Genomic DNA, 19,548 nt, shown 5'->3' on the forward strand with positions numbered 1-19,548 from the left:
GTTTTTGAAAGGATAGTATGAAGAATCAAAGTTTTTTATTTTATAGCAGGTGTTTACTGGCTGCTTTAGCGATTGCGGGAACTGCTCTAGAAATCATTAAATATGGTATTGGCATGCTCATGTACTACACGGTGCAGTCTAACCTGTTGGTATCCGTTTTTGCGGTCTATATGGTTTATGCCATGACCAAGGGAACGGACTTGCAGACTAGCAAGTTTCTACGGATTAAGGCAGCGGTGACTATGTCCATTTTGATTACCTGTGTGGTCTATCATTTTATGTTGGCACCTTTGGCAGATGATTTTTGGCGACTGGAAAATTTGCTCTGCCATTACATCGTTCCTCTCTATTTCTTGTTGGATACCTTGCTGGTGGACCGTCAGCGGCAGTACAAGTGGTTTGATCCGATTTGGTGGACCGCTCTGCCCTTGTTTTATATGGTTTTTGGTTTGATCAATGGCTTTTTTATCAAGATTCCCATCCCAGATGCCAAGGACAGTCCCTTTGCTTATTTCTTCCTAAACGTGCCAAAGTATGGTTGGCCTTATGTTTTGACCTATGCAGGTACAATCTTTGTTGCTTATCTTCTAGTAGGCTTTTTCTTGTTTTTTGTCAAAAGCTGGCGCGCCAAACGAGTAGGGGCTAACCAGCCAACTCCCTAAAGACGAACGATTTTCAGAAAAAATGGAAAATCTTGTCTTCTGGCACAATTTATGCTATACTTTGCTTAATCAATCCTTTAATATCTGTCCCGTGAGGCAGTCAAGGAGAATCAAGTAAAGAAGGTGGCTGGCTCTACCTGTATTTTCTGAAGTCTCCGAAAAGGAGACTTTTTTTCATGAAAAGGAGTAAGGAATGAAAACAAAAGTGATTGTCGATGACATGACCATGAAACGGGCAATTACCCGAATAACCTACGAGATCATCGAGCGCAACAAGAATTTGGACACTATCGTACTAGCTGGGATCAAAACCAGAGGTGTCTACATTGCTCGTCGGATTCAAGAACGATTGAAGCAGTTGGAAGGAATCGATGTTCCCCTGGCTGAACTGGATACTAAACCATTTCGAGATGATGTGAAGGTGGAGGAAGATACAACGCTTATTACAACGGATGTTAATGACCGAGATATAATCTTGGTTGATGACGTGCTATATACTGGCCGCACAATCCGTGCTGCGATTGACAACGTGGTTTCTCTTGGTCGTCCTTCCCGTGTCAGCTTGGCTGTACTCGTTGACCGTGGTCACCGTGAATTACCTATTCGCGCAGATTATGTTGGGAAAAATATTCCAACCAGCCGTTCGGAGGAAATTATTGTACAAATGGCTGAAATTGATGAGCAAGATGCGGTCTTGCTAGTTGAAAACGCCTAGTCTTGGCTAGAAAGTTTGGGGATTCCTGATGACGGTTGACAATGGACAGGTGAAATTGCCACATGTGGTGTCAATGGAAGAGTTGACAACTGAAGAGGTGATGGGACTTATTCAGCGAGGACTAGCTTTTAAGAATGGGCAGGCCCAGCCAAATGCTGTTTCGCATCTTGTAGCAGCCAATCTCTTTTTCGAAGATTCCACGCGCACGCATAAGTCGTTTGAAATGGCAGAAATTAAGCTAGGAATGGAACGGATTGATTTTAACGCCAGCACAAGTTCGGTAAATAAGGGTGAGACTTTATATGATACAATTTTAACTATGTCGGCTCTAGGCGTGGAGGTCTGTGTTATTCGCCATCCAGCGGTTGATTATTACCGAGAGTTGATCGATAGTCCGACCATTAAACCTGCGATTGTAAATGGTGGAGATGGTTCTGGCCAGCATCCCAGTCAATCCTTGCTGGATTTGATGACAATCTATGAAGAATTTGGCTCCTTTACTGGTTTGAAGGTTTTGATTGCTGGTGACTTACGTCATTCGAGAGTAGCTCGTTCCAACATGGATATTCTGCACCGTCTAGGCGCTCAGCTATTCTTCTCAGGGCCAAAGGAATGGTATGATCCTGCATTTGATGTGTATGGGAGGTTTGTGGACTTAGACCAGGTGATTGAGGAGCTGGATGTTCTCATGCTCTTGCGTGTTCAACACGAACGCCATGATGGAGCAACCAGTTTTTCAAAAGAAGCCTATCACCAGACATTTGGATTGACAGAAAACCGCTATAAGCTACTAAAACCAGGAGCTATCATCATGCATCCTGCCCCTGTCAACCGTGGGGTTGAGATTGCAGACCAGCTTGTGGAAGCTGAAAAATCTCGGATTACAGCTCAGATGGAAAATGGGGTGTATGTCCGAATGGCCATTTTAGAAGCAGTTCTAGCCGATCGGGCATAGGATTGAAACGTTAAGAGACTCCAGAGAGGGTCCACGAAAGAGGAAACAATGGGAAAAAGACTTTTAATTTTGGAAGATGGGACAATTTTTGAAGGGCAAGCCTTCGGAGCTAATATTAGCGTGACTGGTGAAATTGTCTTTAACACTGGGATGACGGGTTACCAAGAATCTATTACAGATCAGTCTTATAATGGGCAAATTTTGACCTTTACCTATCCCTTGGTTGGAAATTATGGGATAAACCGTGATGATTATGAATCGATTCGTCCGACCTGTAAGGGTGTGGTCGTGAGCGAGTGGGCAAGACGGGCAAGTAATTGGCGCAATCAGCTCACTTTGGATGAATTTTTGAAAGCCAAAAAAATCCCAGGTATTTCAGGAATTGATACGCGGGCTCTGACAAAGATTATTCGAAAACATGGGACCATGAAAGCGACGATGGCGGATGTTGGGGATTCTGTCGAACACTTATCAGATCAGCTGCGTGCGACAGTCTTGCCGACCAATAACATTGCACAGGTTTCTACGAAAACGGCCTATCCAGCTCCAGGAACGGGTAAAAATATTGTCTTGGTAGATTTTGGATTGAAGCATTCAATTTTGCGCGAGTTGGCAAAGCGCAACTGTAATGTAACAGTTGTCCCTTATGACACCAGTGCCCAAGAAATCCTAGACCTAGCGCCAGATGGAGTGATGCTGTCCAATGGCCCGGGAGATCCAGATGATGTTGCTGATGTTTTGGAAATGATTCGGACTGTACAAGGTCAGATTCCAATCTTCGGAATTTGTATGGGACACCAGTTGTTTGCCAAGGCCAATGGCGCCAAGACCTACAAGATGAAATTTGGTCACCGTGGTTTTAACCATGCTGTCCGAGAAATTGCAACTGGTCGAGTAGATTTTACCAGTCAAAACCATGGATTCGCAGTATCGAGAGAAGACTTGCCGGAATGCCTTATGATAACCCATGAAGAAATCAATGACAAATCCGTTGAAGGAGTACGTCACCGCCATCATCCTGCCTTCTCGGTTCAATTCCACCCAGATGCAGCGCCTGGTCCACACGACGCAAGTTATCTTTTTGATGAATTTATGGACTTGATTGATGCCTTTCAATCGCAGAGATGATTCTGCTAAAATTGGAAGGATTAGAGTGAGGGATGGGAAGACAAAATCGGCTAATCTGTTAGAGTATTTTGCCCTTCTAGCCAAAGTTCTAGTGACCTTTGCTAACTCTGACACTAGCAGTAAGGTTTATCTAATATCGAGCTAAACCTTACTACGTCGGACTATTATTTAATTCTATCCGGAGAGATAGAAAATAGAAAGGAGAAGATACAGGTTCGAGTTTCCTATTCGAACACGCCCTAAGGACTGTGCTAAAAAGATAAACGTCGTCTTGATGCTTGAAGCATCGGCGTCGCGTTTCCTATTTTCGCTTTGTCCTCTTAATGGGCTTTGTATCATACATTATGCCAAAACGTACGGATATTAAGAAAATTATGGTGATTGGGTCTGGTCCGATTATTATCGGTCAGGCTGCGGAGTTTGATTATGCTGGGACTCAGGCTTGTTTGGCTTTGAAGGAAGAAGGCTATAGTGTTGTCTTAGTCAATTCAAACCCTGCAACCATCATGACAGACAAGGAAATTGCAGACAAGGTTTATATTGAGCCGATTACGCTTGAATTTGTCACACGGATTTTACGGAAGGAGCGTCCAGATGCTCTCTTGCCAACTCTTGGTGGTCAGACTGGTCTCAACATGGCCATGGAATTGTCTAAGGCTGGTATTTTAGATGAGCTTGGGGTTGAGCTGTTGGGAACCAAACTGTCTGCAATTGATCAGGCAGAGGACCGCGACCTCTTCAAACAACTCATGGAAGACCTCGATCAGCCTATTCCTGAATCAACCATTGTGACAACAGTTGAAGAGGCTTTGGAATTTGCTGCTGAAATTGGCTATCCTGTCATTGTTCGACCTGCCTTCACGCTAGGTGGTACTGGCGGTGGTATGTGTGCCAATGAAGAAGAACTGCGTGAAATAGCGGAAAATGGTCTGAAATTGTCACCAGTGACCCAGTGTTTGATTGAACGTTCCATTGCTGGTTTCAAGGAAATCGAATACGAAGTAATGCGGGATGCGGCTGACAATGCCTTGGTCGTATGTAACATGGAAAACTTTGACCCTGTGGGAATTCATACAGGAGATTCTATCGTATTTGCTCCAACGCAGACGCTTTCGGATATTGAAAACCAGATGCTGCGTGATGCCAGTCTCAGTATCATCCGTGCCCTAAAAATCGAGGGTGGTTGTAATGTGCAGTTGGCACTAGATCCACATAGTTTCAAATATTATGTCATTGAAGTAAACCCACGTGTGTCCCGTTCCTCTGCCTTGGCATCCAAAGCGACAGGTTATCCTATTGCCAAATTGGCAGCAAAAATTGCGGTTGGCTTGACCTTGGATGAAATGGTGAACCCTGTCACAGGGACAACCTATGCCATGTTTGAGCCTGCTCTTGACTACGTTGTGGCAAAAATTCCACGTTTCCCATTTGATAAGTTTGAAAAAGGGGAGCGCCGCCTTGGAACGCAGATGAAGGCAACTGGTGAGGTCATGGCCATTGGTCGTAATATCGAAGAAAGTCTACTCAAGGCCTGCCGTTCTTTGGAAATCGGTGTCTACCACAATGAAATGCCTGAACTCAGCCAAGTGACAGATGATCAATTGGTTGAAAAGATTGTCAAGGCACAGGATGATCGTCTATTCTATCTTTCAGAAGCCCTTCGACGTGGCTATACAGTAGAAGAACTGGCTCAATTGACGAAGATTGATCTTTTCTTCCTTGATAAGCTGCTTCATATCTTAGAAATTGAGCAGGAATTGGCAATCAATCACGATAATATCGACTTATTGAAAAAAGTCAAGAAATACGGTTTTGCAGACCGCAAGATTGCGGAACTCTGGGGACGGACAGAATCCTACATTCGTCAATTGCGTACAGAGCACAAAATTGTCCCTGTTTACAAGATGGTGGATACTTGTGCAGCCGAATTTGAAAGTGCTACACCTTATTTCTATTCAACTTATGAGTGGGAAAATGAGTCTATCCGTTCGGAGAAAGAATCTGTTTTGGTGTTGGGGTCTGGCCCAATCCGTATCGGACAGGGTGTGGAGTTTGACTATGCAACGGTGCATTCGGTCAAGGCCATTCAGGCGGCTGGCTACGAAGCCATTATTATGAACTCAAACCCTGAAACAGTGTCAACAGACTTTTCGGTTTCGGACAAGCTTTACTTCGAGCCATTGACCTTGGAAGATGTTTTGAATGTGATTGACCTTGAGAAACCCAAAGGGGTTATCGTTCAGTTCGGTGGCCAGACAGCCATCAATTTGGCAGAGCCATTGGCCAAAGCAGGTATTCCAATTTTGGGTACGCAAGTAGCGGATTTGGATAGAGCTGAAGACAGGGATTTATTTGAAAAAGCCCTGAAAGACCTTGGGATTCCACAGCCACCAGGCCAAACCGCAACCAACGAAGAGGAAGCACTAGAAGCGGCCCGCAAAATTGGTTTTCCGGTACTTGTTCGTCCCTCTTATGTCTTAGGCGGTCGTGCTATGGAGATTGTCGAAAATGAAGAGGACTTACGTTCTTATATGAGAACGGCGGTCAAGGCTTCGCCAGAGCACCCAGTTTTGGTGGATTCTTACATCGTCGGTCGTGAGTGTGAAGTGGATGCTATTTCAGATGGTAAGGATGTCTTGATTCCGGGTATTATGGAGCATATCGAGCGAGCTGGGGTTCACTCAGGTGACTCGATGGCAGTTTATCCGCCACAAACCTTGTCTAAAGAGGTGCAGTCGACCATTGCAGACTACACCAAACGCTTGGCAATCGGCCTCAACTGTATCGGTATGATGAATATCCAGTTTGTTATCAAGGATGAGACGGTTTATGTGATCGAAGTTAATCCTCGTGCTAGTCGTACGGTTCCATTCTTGTCCAAAGTCACAGACATTCCAATGGCCCAGGTTGCAACCAAATTGATTTTGGGACAAAGCCTTGTGGAACTGGGTTACCAAGATGGTCTTTATCCTGAGAGCAATCAGGTGCACGTTAAAGCACCAGTATTCTCATTTACAAAATTGGCTAAAGTTGACAGTTTGTTAGGACCAGAGATGAAGTCAACCGGTGAGGTAATGGGGTCAGATATGACCTTGGAGAAGGCTCTCTATAAGGCCTTTGAAGCAAGTTACCTGCATTTGGAAGATTTCGGCACTATCGTCTTTACAGTTGCGGATGAGGACAAGGAGGAGGCCTTCCGTCTAGCAGAAAGATACCGTGAAATTGGCTTTATTATTGCGGCTACAAGCGGTACGGCAACTGCCTTCCAAGCTAAGGGCTTAGACTGTCTGCCTGTTGGTAAAATCAGTGGAGACCACAGAGAGTCGATTCCTCAGCTGGTCCGTAAAGGAAAGGTTCAAGCCATTGTCAATACAGTAGGCAAAAAGCGTGTGGCAGACGAGGATGGAGAGGTTATTCGTGCATCTGCTATCGAAGCAGGGATTCCGCTTTTTACAGCCTTAGATACAGCAGCGGCCATGTTGGCTGTGCTAGAAAGTCGTAGTTTTTCGACGCGAGCAATTTAGGAGATAAAAAATGAAGGTTCATTTAGTGGATGAGTTTGGGAATGTAAAGGAAGTGAAGGCTGGTTTTTCATGGACAACCTTTTTCTTCAAGTTTTTTGTACCGCTGATTCGAGGTGATTTAAAATGGTTTGCGATTATTTTGGTAGCATTCTTGTTGGCATTGTTAATTGATCGTCGCTTTGATATTCCCTTTATCAATACTGGCTTTGGGATTTTGTGGGGCTATCTCTACAATCGAATCTATATCAAGGAAGCCTTGGCAAAAGGATGGCGCCCGGTTAGTGAGGCTGATCAGGAAGCCATTCGCCAATTTCTACAATCCTAAGCCTTGATTCACAAAGAGATTTAAGTGTGACTTCGTAAGAAGTCACGCTTTTTCTGTTATAATATTCAATATGAAAGTAATTGTAACAACAAGTTTGGGAATGGATGAGCACTTGGTTCAGAAGGCCAAACGATTAGCTGAAGATTTAGGGATTGTTTACTGTGAGCGGCGGAAGCAAGCCGTGAAGGTCTTACTCAAGCAGGCGGATGCGGTTTTGGTGGTCTATAAGGATCGATTGGTTTTTGAGCAAAAAGAAGGGAGAAAACTCTTTTTTCACCCAGATACTGCTATCTTGCGGATGAAAGCTGAGCGTGATCCATTTTTGGAAATGGTCGGAAGTCAGCCGAAAAAGGTTTTGGATGCAACCTTAGGACTGGGAACAGATAGTTTGGTTCTTGCCAGCGCTGGACATCAGGTTGTTGGATTAGAAAGCTCTTTTTGGACTCATTTTTTGGTGCAGGAGGGTTTAAAAAACTACCAAACAGGTCATGCTGCAGTTGATCAAGCCATGCGATCGATTGAGACTATCTGTACAGATAGTCTGAGTTTTCTACAAACCGCAGCAGCAAAGAGTGTTGATATCATCTATTTTGACCCCATGTTCTCAGAGGAAATCAAGGAATCGCACAATTTGTCTGGATTGGAGAAACTAGCGAATCCGAGTCCACTTTCTCACCAATTAGTTAACGAAGCCAAGCGAGTGGCGCGTGAGAAGATTATTTTAAAGGCGCATTTCAGAGATAGAGCTTTTGAGGACTTTGGGTTCATTCGTCATGTACGCCCTAATCAAAAATTTCACTTTGGAGAAATCATCTTGGAGAAAGAAAAATGAAAATACTTGTAACAGCCTTTGATCCTTTTGGCGGAGAGTCCATCAATCCAGCTCAAGAAGCTGTCCGTTTATTGCCGAAAAAGATCTCAGGTGCAGATATAGAAACCTTGTTTGTTCCGACTGTTTTTCACTTGTCTGCCCAACAATTGGAAGAGAAGTGGGCAAGTAGCCAACCGGATGTCGTCTTGTGTATCGGCCAAGCAGGAGGGCGGCCTGATCTGACTCCGGAGCGCGTCGCTATCAATTTAGACGATGCACGAATTCCAGATAATCAGGGGCAGGCTCCGATTGATGCAAGCATTCGACCAGATGGTCCAGCAGCCTATTTTTCAACCTTGCCCATAAAAGCAATGGTTCAGGCTATTCGTCAGGTTGGACTACCTGCTTCAGTGTCAAATTCGGCAGGGACTTTTGTCTGCAATCATCTCATGTATCAGGCCCTTTATTTGGCTGAGAATCGGTTTCCAAATAGTAAGGCAGGTTTTCTTCATATTCCTTTCTTGCCGCAACAGGTAGTTGATAAGCCAGGTCTTCCATCGATGAGTCTGGCGGATATTGTCCGTGGCTTGGAAGCAGCCATAGAAGCACTTGTTCAGGTTGGAGATGGCCAGGATATCCTTATGCAAGATGGAAAGACGCATTGAGGTGTGAGATGAGAGAAGAACGAATTCAAGAGATGGAGACTGCCTTTCAGCAACAAGAAGCTCTAATGCGACAAGTGGAATCCTTGCTGGATCAACTAGAAACTAGTCAGCTCATTTTTCAAGAATTATTAGCTTATTATCAGTCGCCACAATTTCTATCTGATATGGAATGGGCAGATCGTCAGGAAAGCCTGCCATTTCCTTGTGGAATATTGAGTCAAGATGGGTTTTACAATTTTTTACTGGAGCGTCAGGAAGTTGGGAAAAGTCTTGCAGAAATCGGCAAGGAATGGAGTCGTTAAAAAAATAAAAGGATGTCAAGTTTTTTTCTTGACAGACACAAAATGTGTGTTATAATAGAACATGTGCTAAATAGCTCTGCTATTTCACCGAACAATAAAATTAAAAGAAAAGAGATAATAAAAAATGGCAGTAAAAATCCGTTTGACTCGTATGGGTTCTAAAAAGAAACCTTTCTACCGTATTAACGTTGCAGATTCACGCGCACCACGCGATGGTCGTTTCATCGAAACAGTTGGTACTTACAACCCACTTTTGGCTGAAAACTCAGTAACTCTTAAAGAAGAGCGTGTTCTTGAGTGGTTGGCAAAAGGTGCACAACCATCTGACACAGTTCGTGCCCTTCTTTCAAAAGCTGGCGTATTGGCTAAATTCCACGATCAAAAATTCTCTAAATAAGAATAGTAAGCGAGAACACTTATGGACATGATTGAAAATCTGATTATCTCAATTGTGAAACCCTTGATTTCACAGCCTGAAAGTCTGACGATTAAAATTGAAGACACACCTGAATTTTTGGAATATCATTTAGACTTGGATCAGTCTGATATTGGCCGTGTGATTGGTAAGAAAGGTCGCACAATTTCGGCAATCAGAACAATCGTTTATTCTGTTCCAACAAGTGATAAAAAAGTTCGTCTCGTTATTGATGAGAAATAAGTAATTCCACCCTTGGGTGGTTTTTACTTTTGCTTGGGGGCTAGATAAGCCCCCTCTTCTTTTGAAGGGAGAAATGATGCAGTTAATTTGGTCCTATTTGAAAAAGTATCCCAAGTGGTTAGTTTTAGATTTATTGGGAGCTCTTTTGTTTGTAGTTGTCAACTTGGGACTACCGACTTTCTTGGCTCGTATGATTGATCAGGGAATCACTCAACAAAATCAAGAACAGCTTTATTACTGGGCCTTGATGATGCTTTTGATAGTCGTCTTGGGAATATTTGGTCGGGTTGTTTTGGCCTATGCGGCGGGGCAGCTGACCACCAACATTGTCAAGGATATTCGCAACGACCTCTATGAAAAAATTCAAGATTATTCGCATCATGAGTATGAGCAGATTGGGGTTTCGTCCTTGGTGACGCGGATGACCAACGATGCCTTTGTCCTAATGCAGTTTGCAGAGCAGGTTTTGAAGTTGGGGATTATTACGCCCTTGATGATGATTGCCTCTGTCATCATGACCCTGTTGACCAGTCCTGGTTTGGCTTGGACGGTAGCAGTAGCCATGCCTTTCTTGGTCTGGGTTATTGTCTATGTAGCTATCAAGACCCGTCCCTTGTCTGAACAGCAGCAAAAACGCTTGGATACTATTAACCAGTATGTGCGTGAAAATCTTATGGGCTTGCGGGTCATTCGTGCCTTTGCTCGTGAGGATTTTCAGGAGGAGCGGTTTGAGGAGGTCAATCAGGACTACACTCAGACTTCCAAACGTTTGTTTAACCTGACAGGTTTGACCGAGCCGCTTTTCGTCCAGATTATCATTGCTATGATTGTGGCGATTGTCTGGTTTGCCCTTCCTCCTTTGGCGGAGGGAAGTTTGCAGATTGGGGACTTGGTGGCCTTTATCGAGTATAGTTTCCATGCCCTCTTTTCATTCTTGCTCTTCGCCAATCTCTTTACCATGTATCCTCGTATGGCAGTTTCGAGCCAGCGAATTCAGGAAGTCTTGGATATGCCCATTTCTATTTCAAAAAATGAAGACGGGATTACAGAAACAGAAACGCGTGGCTACTTGGAGTTTGACAATGTGACTTTTGCCTATCCTGGTGAAACAGAGTCGCCTGTTTTGCACAATATTTCCTTCAAGGCCAAACCAGGTGAAACAGTTGCCTTTATCGGTTCAACGGGTTCAGGTAAGTCCTCCTTGGTCAATCTGATTCCGCGTTTCTATGATGTGACGCTGGGTCGAATCTTGGTGGACGGTGTGGATGTCAGACGTTACAATCTAAAGGCACTCCGCAGCAAGATAGGCTTTATTCCGCAGAAAGCTCTGCTATTTACCGGAACAATCGCAGAAAATCTCAAGTATGGGAAGCTGGACGCGAGTTTGGCGGAGTTGCATGAGGCGGCGGATGTGGCCCAGGCCAAAGACTTTATCGAGAGCAAGGAGGAGCAGTTCGACACCCACTTGGCAGAGGGCGGTAGCAACCTGTCGGGCGGGCAGAAGCAGCGTTTGTCCATTGCTCGTGCGATCGTCAAGCAGCCAGATATCTATATCTTTGACGATTCCTTCTCGGCCTTGGATTATAAGACGGATGCGATTCTGCGGGCTCGCTTGAAGGAAGTGACAGAGAATGCGACGGTGCTGATTGTGGCTCAGCGGGTCGGGACCATTATGGATGCGGACCAGATTATCGTGCTCAATGAAGGGGAAATTGTCGGTCGTGGTACCCATAGTGAGCTCATGGAAAGCAATGACATTTACCGTGAGATTGCTAATTCGCAGCTCAATCGCCAGTCCTTGACTGAAACAGAAGAATAGGAGGAAGTCATGAAAGAACAGAATGTATTTGGCCGTATTTGGCTTTACTTGAAAAACTATCAGGCTTCCATTTATCTGGCGGTTTTGATGAAGGTTGTCAGTGCGGTTATGAATGCCTTGGAGCCCTTTGTACTTGGCTTGATTATCACCGAGTTAACGACCAATCTCTTGGACCTGGCAAAAGGTGTGAACGGTGCTGGCATCAATACTAGCTACATTGCTACCATGCTTGCGATTTACGCCTTGCGTGCCCTTTTTTACGAACTGGGTGCCTATTTTTCCAACTATTTCATGACCAAGGGTGTGCAGTCGGCTATTCAGCAGCTCCGCAATGACCTGTCTGCTAAAATCAATCGGATTCCAGTTGCCTATTTTGACAAGCACCAGTACGGTGACTTGCTGGGGCGGTTTACCAGCGATGTGGAAACGGTGTCCAATGCCCTGCAACAGAGTTTCTTGCAGATTGTCAATGCCGTTTTGACCTTGAGTTTGGCCTTGGGCATGGTCTTCTATCTCAACGCCTCCTTGGCGGTGGTGGTCTTAATTTTGGTGCCTGTCACCTATTTCTCGTCCAAGTTTATCATCGGCAAGTCCCAGCCCTATTTCAAGCAACAGGCTGATGCCCTCGGTCGCCTCAACGGCTTTGTGCAGGAAAACTTGACAGGTTTCAACGTCCTCAAACTTTACGGACGCGAGGAGCAGTCTACTCAGGAATTTCGCCAGATAACCGAGGACTTGCAGGAGGTTGGTTTCAAGGCTAGCTTTGTATCTGGTTTGCTCATGCCAGTCGTGCAGGGCTTTTCCAACCTGACCTACGTGGTCATCGCTCTCTTGTCTGGCCTCAAGGTTCTTGCGGGTCAGTTGACCATTGGTAATATGCAGGCTTTTGTCCAATACGTCTGGCAGATTACCCAGCCCGTCCAAACCCTGACCCAGCTGGCCCCCCAGTTGCAGTCTGCCAAATCCTCCCTGGAACGCATCTTCTCTGTCCTAGATGAGCTAGATGAGTCCACCGCCAATGCGAGCGAGCTAGACCGAGCCCTGACCGGCCAAGTCAGCTTTGAAAATGTTGAGTTCGGCTACGCAGCCGACAAGCCCCTCATTCGCAACTTCAACTTGGAAGTCAATCCAGGTGAAATGGTCGCCATTGTCGGACCAACAGGTGCAGGAAAGACTACCTTGATTAACCTACTCATGCGGTTCTACGATGTCAATGCAGGCTCTATCAAGGTGGATGGCAAGGATATTCGGGACTTGTCTCGTCAGTCTTACCGCCGCCAGTTTGGTATGGTCTTGCAGGATGCTTGGCTCTACGAAGGGACAATTAAAGAAAACCTGAGGTTTGGTCGTCTGGATGCGACGGATGAGGAGATTGTGGAGGCGGCAAAAGCAGCCAACGTTGACCACTTTATCCGTACCCTGCCTGGTGGCTACAATATGGAGATGAACCAGGAATCTAGCAATATTTCCCAAGGCCAGAAACAGCTCTTGACCATTGCCCGAGCCCTCTTGGCTGATCCAGCAATTTTGATTCTGGACGAGGCAACTTCTTCAGTTGATACCCGTCTGGAACTCTTGATTCAGAAGGCTATGAAACGCCTCATGCAAGGGCGGACCAGCTTTGTCATTGCCCACCGCCTCTCGACCATTCAGGAGGCTGACAAGATTCTCGTCTTGAAAGACGGACAGATTATTGAACAAGGTAACCATGAAAGTCTTTTGGCAGATAAAGGTTTCTATTATAATCTGTATCAAAGTCAGTTTAGTAATAGTAAGTAAGAGAAAGTCGTCTTCGGACGGCTTTTTTCAACTTGAGAAATCAGCTCTATCATGGTAGAATGGAAAGATAGAAATCCAAAGGAAGTTTGTATGAATTATTTTAACGTTGGTAAGATTGTCAATACCCAAGGCTTGCAGGGGGAGATGCGTGTCCTGTCTGTGACGGACTTTTCAGAAGAACGCTTCAAAAAAGGGGCAAAGCTGGCACTTTTTGATGATAAGGACCAGTTTGTCATGGAAGTAGAAATCGCTAATCACCGCAAGGCCAAGAACTTTGATATTGTCAAGTTCAAGGGGATGTACCATATCAATAACATCGAAAAGTACAAGGGCTTCAGCCTGAAAATCGCAGAAGAAAACCTGTCTGATTTGGACGAGGGTGAATTTTACTACCATGAGATTATCGGGCTAGATGTTTATGAGAATGATAACCTGATTGGACAGGTCAAGGAAATCTTGCAGCCTGGTGCCAACGATGTCTGGGTAGTCAAGCGAAAAGGTAAGAAAGACTTGCTCTTGCCTTACATTCCCCCAGTTGTTCTGAATGTTGACATTGAAAATAATCGAGTAGATGTGGAGTTGCTAGAGGGGCTGGACGATGAAAATTGATATTTTGACCCTGTTTCCTGAAATGTTTGCTCCTTTGGAGCACTCCATTGTCGGTAAGGCCCGTGAAAAAGGGCTCCTGGAGGTCAACTACCACAACTTTCGGGAACAGGCTGAGAAGGCTCGCCATGTTGATGATGAGCCATACGGTGGCGGACAAGGTATGTTGCTCCGAGCTCAGCCAATTTTTGACACCATGGACCAGATTGAACAGACCAATCCCCGCGTTATCTTGCTAGATCCTGCTGGGCGGACTTTTGACCAAAGCTACGCTGAGGAGTTGGCTCGGGAAGACCAGTTGATTTTTATCTGTGGTCACTATGAGGGCTATGATGAGCGGATTAAGACCTTGGTGACAGACGAAATCTCCCTCGGAGATTATGTCCTGACAGGTGGAGAATTGGCAGCCATGACCATGATTGATGCTACCGTTCGTTTGATTCCAGAGGTTATTGGCAAGGAAGCTAGCCATACGGACGACAGCTTTTCATCTGGCCTGCTGGAGTATCCGCAGTACACCCGCCCCTACGAATATCGGGGTATGGTCGTGCCAGATGTTCTCATGAGCGGACACCATGAAAATATCCGCAAATGGCGATTGGAGCAGAGTTTGCGAAAGACCCTGGAACGCAGACCAGACTTGCTGGAGCGGTATGAGTTTACAGCAGAAGAAGCAGCATTATTGGAAAAAATAAAAGCAGAAAAGACAGGTCAATAACTGTCTTTTCTTGTAGAGGAGTACCTATGTTTAGAAAAGAATTTGAAACGGCAGAGCCTTACAAGATCGCAGGGCGTGCCACCTATAACCTGGGCGACAATGAAAACCGCCTGATTGACTGGTCATTCTTGGCGGAAGAGACCCTTAAAAGCATTGAAACCAGTGAGTTGACCTTTTATGGCGACAACCGCTACGCTGATTTGCTATCAGCCTATGCCAACTACGCCAAGGTCAAGCCAGAACAGGTCACAGTCGGCGTGGGCTCTGACTTCCTCATTCACATGATTATCACGGCCTTCCTCAAGAGCGACGATGTCTTTTTGACAGTTAACCCAGATTTCTTCATGTATCAGACCTATAACACCATGCACGGGAGTCAGTTTGAGCGGGTGGATTTGGATTGGGAAAAAGGCAGCCTCAGCTTGTCTGCGGAGAAGGTGCTAGCCCATGCCCAAACAGTTGGAGCCAAGGTCATCATGCTGTCTAACCCCAATAATCCATCTTCTGTGGCCCATGACCCACAGGAATTGGAAAAGATTGTCACCAACTTTTCAGGCTTAGTTGTAATAGATGAAGCCTATATCGAGTTTGCAGCTTGTTCTAGCTTTGCTGAAAAAATCAATGACTATGACAATCTGATTGTTCTGCGGACCTTGTCCAAGGCCTTTGGCTTAGCAGGTGTCCGATTGGGCTTTGCCCTTGCTAATGAACGCTTGATTTACGAGATTGACAAGGTCATTCCGCCTTACAGCTTGTCCAATTTAGCCGCTCGAATGGGAACAGTTGCTCTTGGCCATACCGAGCAGGTTCTTGCTTGTATCGAAGACATCAAAGAACTGCGACGGGACTTTTTAGCCTTCTTAGAAAGTTTGCCAGAGGTGCAGGTTTTGCCAAGTCAGGCTAGCTTTGTCGCCTTCACGGCACCGTGGGCAGCCCAGTTGTATCAGGAAGCAACAAGTAATGGCTGGAATTTCAAGTATTACACCGAAGGTCGACTAACCAACTATATTCGCATGTCCATGGGGCGTCCTGAGGAGATGGAAATGATGAAAAATAGGATTCGAAAACTAGTGGAAGGTTAATTTCCGCTAGTTTTTTTAAAATTTTTGAAAGTTTTTGACGGAAAATGATTGACATTGATAGATTTTCCTGTATAATAATTTTTGTAAACGATTGCAGGAGGTGGAAATTATTCTAAAATCTGAACGCAAACAATTGATTCTAGATAGGTTGGCTGAGCAACAGTTCATCCGATTAGAAGAATTAATTGACATTCTAAGTACATCAGAATCAACTGTTCGTAGGGATTTGGATGAATTAGAAGCTTCTGGAAAACTACGCCGTGTACACGGTGGTGCGGAGGCACCGACCAATTTACAAACGGAAGAATCCATTCAAGTAAAATCTGTCAAAAACGTTCAAGAAAAGCAGCAGTTAGCACAAGCGGCCGCGGCTTTGATTGAAGATGGTGATGTGATTTTTATCGATGCAGGAACAACGACAGAGTTGATGATTCCTTATTTGAATCAAGCAAACTTAACCGTTGTGACCAATTCGATTCACCATGCGGTGAAATTGGTGGAACGTGCCATCAAAACGATTATCATTGGTGGTTTTGTCAAGGAATCAACAGATGCTTCTGTTGGTCCCCAAGCTGTTGAGCAGATCCAACGATTGAACTTCGACAAGGCCTTTCTAGGAATGAACGGAGTTGATAAGGACTATCTCACCACACCTGACGTGGAAGAGGCAACCATTAAACGAACGGTTTTAGAAAATGCAAAGCAACCCTTTGTTTTGGTAGATTCTTCCAAGTTTGGACAATATTCCTTTGTAAAAGTTGCTCTAGTCGAGCGAGTCAGTCTCATCACCCAAAGTCGTGACACAGTCTTGTTAGATAGTTTAAGAAAAAAAACGAGGACAATAGAAGTATGATATTTACAGTGACGCTGAATCCAGCAATTGACTATATCATTCGCCTAGAGCAGGTTGAAACTGGTAGTGTCAATCGAATGGACAGTGATGATAAATATGCTGGTGGAAAAGGGATTAACGTTAGTCGCGTCTTAAAGCGCTTGGGCTATCCCAACACAGCAACAGGTTTCTTAGGCGGTTTTACAGGTCAGTTTATCAAGGATGGCTTGGATAGCGAAGGCATTACAACTGATTTTGTAGCTGTTGACCAAGATACACGGATCAACGTGAAAATCAAGGCAGATCAAGAAACGGAAATCAACGGTTTAGGTCCAATTGTGACAGAAGAACAACTGACAGAATTGGAGATGGTCTTGGCTGGTTTAACTGACCAGGACACGGTTGTTTTTGCAGGGTCTGCACCAGCTAGTCTTGGAAATGAAGTCTATAACAGACTGATTCCAGTAGCCAAAAAAGCAGGAGCCCAAGTGGTTTGTGACTTTGAAGGACAAACTCTTCTGGATTCACTTGCTTACCAACCGCTTTTGGTTAAACCAAATAATCATGAACTTGAAGCAATCTTCAACGTCGAGTTGAATGGCATTGCAGACATCGAGACCTATGCTAAGAAAATCTTAGATATGGGAGCTCAGAATGTTATAATTTCAATGGCAGGAGACGGAGCCTTGTTGGTCACTCCACAGGCTACCTACTTTGCTAAACCAATCAAGGGAACTGTGAAAAATTCTGTCGGAGCTGGAGATTCCATGGTGGCAGGTTTTACTGGCGAATACGTTCGCTCACAAGACCCAATTGAAGCCCTTAAATGGGGCGTTGCTTGCGGTACGGCAACAGCCTTTTCAGATGATTTGGCAAGTATCGAATTTATTAAGGAAATTTATGAAAAAGTTGAGGTAGAAACTCTATGAAAATTCAAGACGTTTTGAGAAAAGATGTCATGTTGCTTGATTTGCAAGCGACAAGCAAGGAAGCTGTTATCGATGAAATGATTACTAGCTTGGTTGACAAAGGTTATGTAACTGATTTTGATGTATTCAAAACAGGTATCCTAAACCGTGAAGCACAAACGACAACAGGTCTTGGGGATGGTATCGCAATGCCACATGCTAAGAATGCTGCAGTAAAAGAAGCGACTGTTCTCTTTGCAAAATCAAACAAGGGAGTTGACTACGCAAGTCTTGATGGTCAACCAACCGACTTATTCTTCATGATTGCAGCTCCAGAAGGTGCTAACGATACTCACTTGGCAGCCCTTGCTGAATTGTCCAAGTACTTGATGAAAGCTGGATTTGCTGATAAACTTCGTGGTGTATCTAGTCCAGAAGAAGTGCTTGCAGTCTTTGACGCTGCGGAAGCGGCAGACAAGGCAACTGAAACTGTAGTTGCAGCACCAAGTGGTGATCGTCCATTTATCGTTGCTGTTACAGCATGTACAACAGGTATTGCCCACACTTACATGGCAGAAGAAGTTCTTAAAAAGCAAGCTGCTGAAATGGGTGTTGATATCAAGGTTGAAACCAATGGTGCTTCAGGTGTTGGAAACAAACTAACCGCTGAAGACATCAAGAATGCAGCTGGTGTTATCATCGCAGCAGATAAGGCTGTGGATATGCCTCGTTTCAATGGCAAACCTTTGGTATCTCGTCCAGTTGCAGCTGGAATCAAACAACCAGAAGAATTGATTAACATCATCTTGGATGGTAAAGCATCAGCCTACACAGCGTCAGAAGGAGCAGCTACTGTGGAATCTTCAGAAAAACTCAGTCTTGGTAAAGCGTTCTATAAACACTTGATGAGTGGTGTTTCTCAAATGTTGCCATTCGTTATCGGTGGCGGTATCTTGATTGCCCTTGCCTTCCTATTCGATGGAGCTCTAGGTGTGCCACAAGACAGCCTAGGTAGTCTTGGTTCATACCATGAAATCGCAGCAATGTTCATGAAGATTGGTGGAGCAGCCTTTGGTTTCATGTTGCCGCTTCTTGCAGGTTACATTGCTTACTCAATCGCTGAAAAACCAGGTTTGGTTGCAGGTTTCGTAGCTGGTTCAATTGCTAGCAGCGGTCTTGCGTTCGGTAAAATCCCTTACGCAGCTGGTGGTGAAGAAACCCTTGCCCTTGCTGGTGTATCATCTGGTTTCTTGGGTGCCCTCGTTGGTGGTTTCCTTGCTGGTGGTGTAGTAATCGTTCTTCGCAATGCTTTGCGTAATATGCCAAAATCTCTCCAAGGTTTGAACGCTATCTTGCTCTTGCCACTGTTGGGAACAGCCATCACTGGTTTCTTGATGTTCTTCGTCAACATCCCAATGGCAGCTATCAACACAGGGATGAACAACTTCCTTGCAGGTCTTGAAGGTAGCTCTGCTATTCTCCTCGGTCTTGTCCTCGGTGGTATGATGGCAGTCGATATGGGTGGCCCAGTCAACAAAGCAGCTTATGTCTTCGGTACAGGTACACTTGCAGCAACTGTTGCAGATGGTGGTTCTGTTGCCATGGCAGCAGTTATGGCAGGCGGTATGGTTCCACCGTTGGCAGTATTCGTTGCAACCCTTCTTTTCAAAGACAAATTCACACAAGAAGAGCGTAACTCAGGTTTGACAAACATCGTTATGGGTCTTTCATTCATCACTGAAGGTGCGATTCCGTTTGGTGCTGCTGATCCAGCTCGTGCAATCCCAAGCTTTATCGCTGGTTCTGCCCTTGCAGGTGCCTTGGTTGGTTTGTCAGGCATCCAATTGATGGCTCCTCACGGTGGTATCTTCGTTATCGCTTTGACATCTAATCCATTGCTTTACATCGCCTATGTTTTGATCGGTGCGGTTGTATCAGGTGTCCTTTACGGAGCACTTCGTCAAGCTAAATAAGTCTGAAAACCTTGTCAATTGACAAGGTTTTTTCTCTTTTCTCCTATATTTATGGTATAATGGGGATGAATATTTTCATGTAAGGA

General features: G+C 44.9%; 19 protein-coding genes. All 19 read left to right on the forward strand.

Annotation, left to right across the window (positions count from 1 at the left end; genetic code table 11):
• The first annotated feature begins 17 nt into the window (after positions 1-17).
• The 19 genes from PXH68_RS04220 to PXH68_RS04310 all read left to right on the forward strand — a co-directional run bounded on the left by PXH68_RS04220 (position 18) and on the right by PXH68_RS04310 (position 19,462).
• Entirely contained in the window at positions 18-662 is a 645-nt protein-coding gene (locus tag PXH68_RS04220) for a Pr6Pr family membrane protein (RefSeq protein ID WP_248027985.1), read from the forward strand.
• A gap of 193 nt (positions 663-855) precedes the next feature.
• A complete protein-coding gene (gene pyrR, locus PXH68_RS04225; protein ID WP_248027983.1) occupies positions 856-1,377 on the forward strand; it encodes a bifunctional pyr operon transcriptional regulator/uracil phosphoribosyltransferase PyrR in 522 nt (173 codons plus the stop codon).
• Between the two features lie 28 nt (positions 1,378-1,405).
• Positions 1,406-2,332: an aspartate carbamoyltransferase catalytic subunit gene (locus PXH68_RS04230; protein WP_248027981.1), complete on the forward strand. Its 927-nt coding sequence runs from the start codon at positions 1,406-1,408 to the stop codon at positions 2,330-2,332.
• A 48-nt stretch (positions 2,333-2,380) separates the two neighbouring features.
• A complete protein-coding gene (locus tag PXH68_RS04235; RefSeq protein ID WP_158454782.1) occupies positions 2,381-3,460 on the forward strand; it encodes a carbamoyl phosphate synthase small subunit in 1,080 nt (359 codons plus the stop codon).
• 344 nt (positions 3,461-3,804) lie between these two features.
• The gene (carB, locus tag PXH68_RS04240; RefSeq protein ID WP_248028081.1) at positions 3,805-6,984 is read left to right on the forward strand and encodes a carbamoyl-phosphate synthase large subunit; all 3,180 of its coding nucleotides are present in this window, start codon (positions 3,805-3,807) and stop codon (positions 6,982-6,984) included.
• 10 nt (positions 6,985-6,994) lie between these two features.
• Positions 6,995-7,309 (forward strand): hypothetical protein, encoded by a 315-nt coding sequence (locus PXH68_RS04245; RefSeq protein ID WP_248027979.1) that lies wholly within the window; start codon positions 6,995-6,997, stop codon positions 7,307-7,309.
• A 70-nt stretch (positions 7,310-7,379) separates the two neighbouring features.
• A complete protein-coding gene (locus PXH68_RS04250) occupies positions 7,380-8,141 on the forward strand; it encodes a class I SAM-dependent methyltransferase (RefSeq protein ID WP_248027977.1) in 762 nt (253 codons plus the stop codon).
• Positions 8,138-8,785 carry a pyroglutamyl-peptidase I gene (gene pcp / locus PXH68_RS04255; protein WP_248027975.1) on the forward strand — a complete coding sequence of 216 codons (648 nt, stop codon included), beginning with the start codon at positions 8,138-8,140 and terminating at the stop codon, positions 8,783-8,785. Before PXH68_RS04250 ends, pcp begins: the two co-directional genes overlap by 4 nt.
• An 8-nt stretch (positions 8,786-8,793) precedes the next feature.
• Positions 8,794-9,087, forward strand: coding sequence for a DUF4298 domain-containing protein (locus PXH68_RS04260; protein WP_205030696.1), 294 nt, complete (start codon positions 8,794-8,796; stop codon positions 9,085-9,087).
• Between the two features lie 124 nt (positions 9,088-9,211).
• Positions 9,212-9,484 carry a 30S ribosomal protein S16 gene (gene rpsP, locus PXH68_RS04265; protein WP_158454794.1) on the forward strand — a complete coding sequence of 91 codons (273 nt, stop codon included), beginning with the start codon at positions 9,212-9,214 and terminating at the stop codon, positions 9,482-9,484.
• 21 nt (positions 9,485-9,505) lie between these two features.
• A complete protein-coding gene (locus PXH68_RS04270; RefSeq protein WP_158454796.1) occupies positions 9,506-9,745 on the forward strand; it encodes a KH domain-containing protein in 240 nt (79 codons plus the stop codon).
• 76 nt (positions 9,746-9,821) lie between these two features.
• Positions 9,822-11,564, forward strand: a complete 1,743-nt coding sequence (locus tag PXH68_RS04275; RefSeq protein ID WP_248028079.1) for an ABC transporter ATP-binding protein — start codon at positions 9,822-9,824, stop codon at positions 11,562-11,564.
• A 9-nt stretch (positions 11,565-11,573) separates the two neighbouring features.
• Positions 11,574-13,343, forward strand: coding sequence for an ABC transporter ATP-binding protein (locus PXH68_RS04280; RefSeq protein WP_248027973.1), 1,770 nt, complete (start codon positions 11,574-11,576; stop codon positions 13,341-13,343).
• Between the two features lie 90 nt (positions 13,344-13,433).
• Positions 13,434-13,952: a ribosome maturation factor RimM gene (gene rimM / locus PXH68_RS04285; RefSeq protein ID WP_248027971.1), complete on the forward strand. Its 519-nt coding sequence runs from the start codon at positions 13,434-13,436 to the stop codon at positions 13,950-13,952.
• On the forward strand, positions 13,942-14,667 hold the full coding sequence (gene trmD / locus PXH68_RS04290) for a tRNA (guanosine(37)-N1)-methyltransferase TrmD (RefSeq protein WP_248027969.1): 726 nt from the start codon (positions 13,942-13,944) through the stop codon (positions 14,665-14,667). Before rimM ends, trmD begins: the two co-directional genes overlap by 11 nt.
• A gap of 26 nt (positions 14,668-14,693) precedes the next feature.
• Positions 14,694-15,749, forward strand: a complete 1,056-nt coding sequence (locus tag PXH68_RS04295; RefSeq protein ID WP_248027968.1) for a pyridoxal phosphate-dependent aminotransferase — start codon at positions 14,694-14,696, stop codon at positions 15,747-15,749.
• Positions 15,750-15,849: 100 nt separating this feature from the next.
• Positions 15,850-16,602 carry a DeoR/GlpR family DNA-binding transcription regulator gene (locus tag PXH68_RS04300; RefSeq protein ID WP_248027966.1) on the forward strand — a complete coding sequence of 251 codons (753 nt, stop codon included), beginning with the start codon at positions 15,850-15,852 and terminating at the stop codon, positions 16,600-16,602.
• Entirely contained in the window at positions 16,599-17,510 is a 912-nt protein-coding gene (pfkB, locus tag PXH68_RS04305; RefSeq protein ID WP_158454808.1) for a 1-phosphofructokinase, read from the forward strand. The genes PXH68_RS04300 and pfkB overlap by 4 nt, the downstream gene beginning before the upstream one ends.
• Positions 17,507-19,462 (forward strand): PTS fructose transporter subunit IIABC, encoded by a 1,956-nt coding sequence (locus PXH68_RS04310; RefSeq protein WP_248027964.1) that lies wholly within the window; start codon positions 17,507-17,509, stop codon positions 19,460-19,462. Before pfkB ends, PXH68_RS04310 begins: the two co-directional genes overlap by 4 nt.
• Positions 19,463-19,548 lie beyond the last annotated feature (86 nt).

It is taken from the genome of Streptococcus sp. 29896 (assembly GCF_032594915.1).
GTDB lineage: Bacteria > Bacillota > Bacilli > Lactobacillales > Streptococcaceae > Streptococcus > Streptococcus suivaginalis.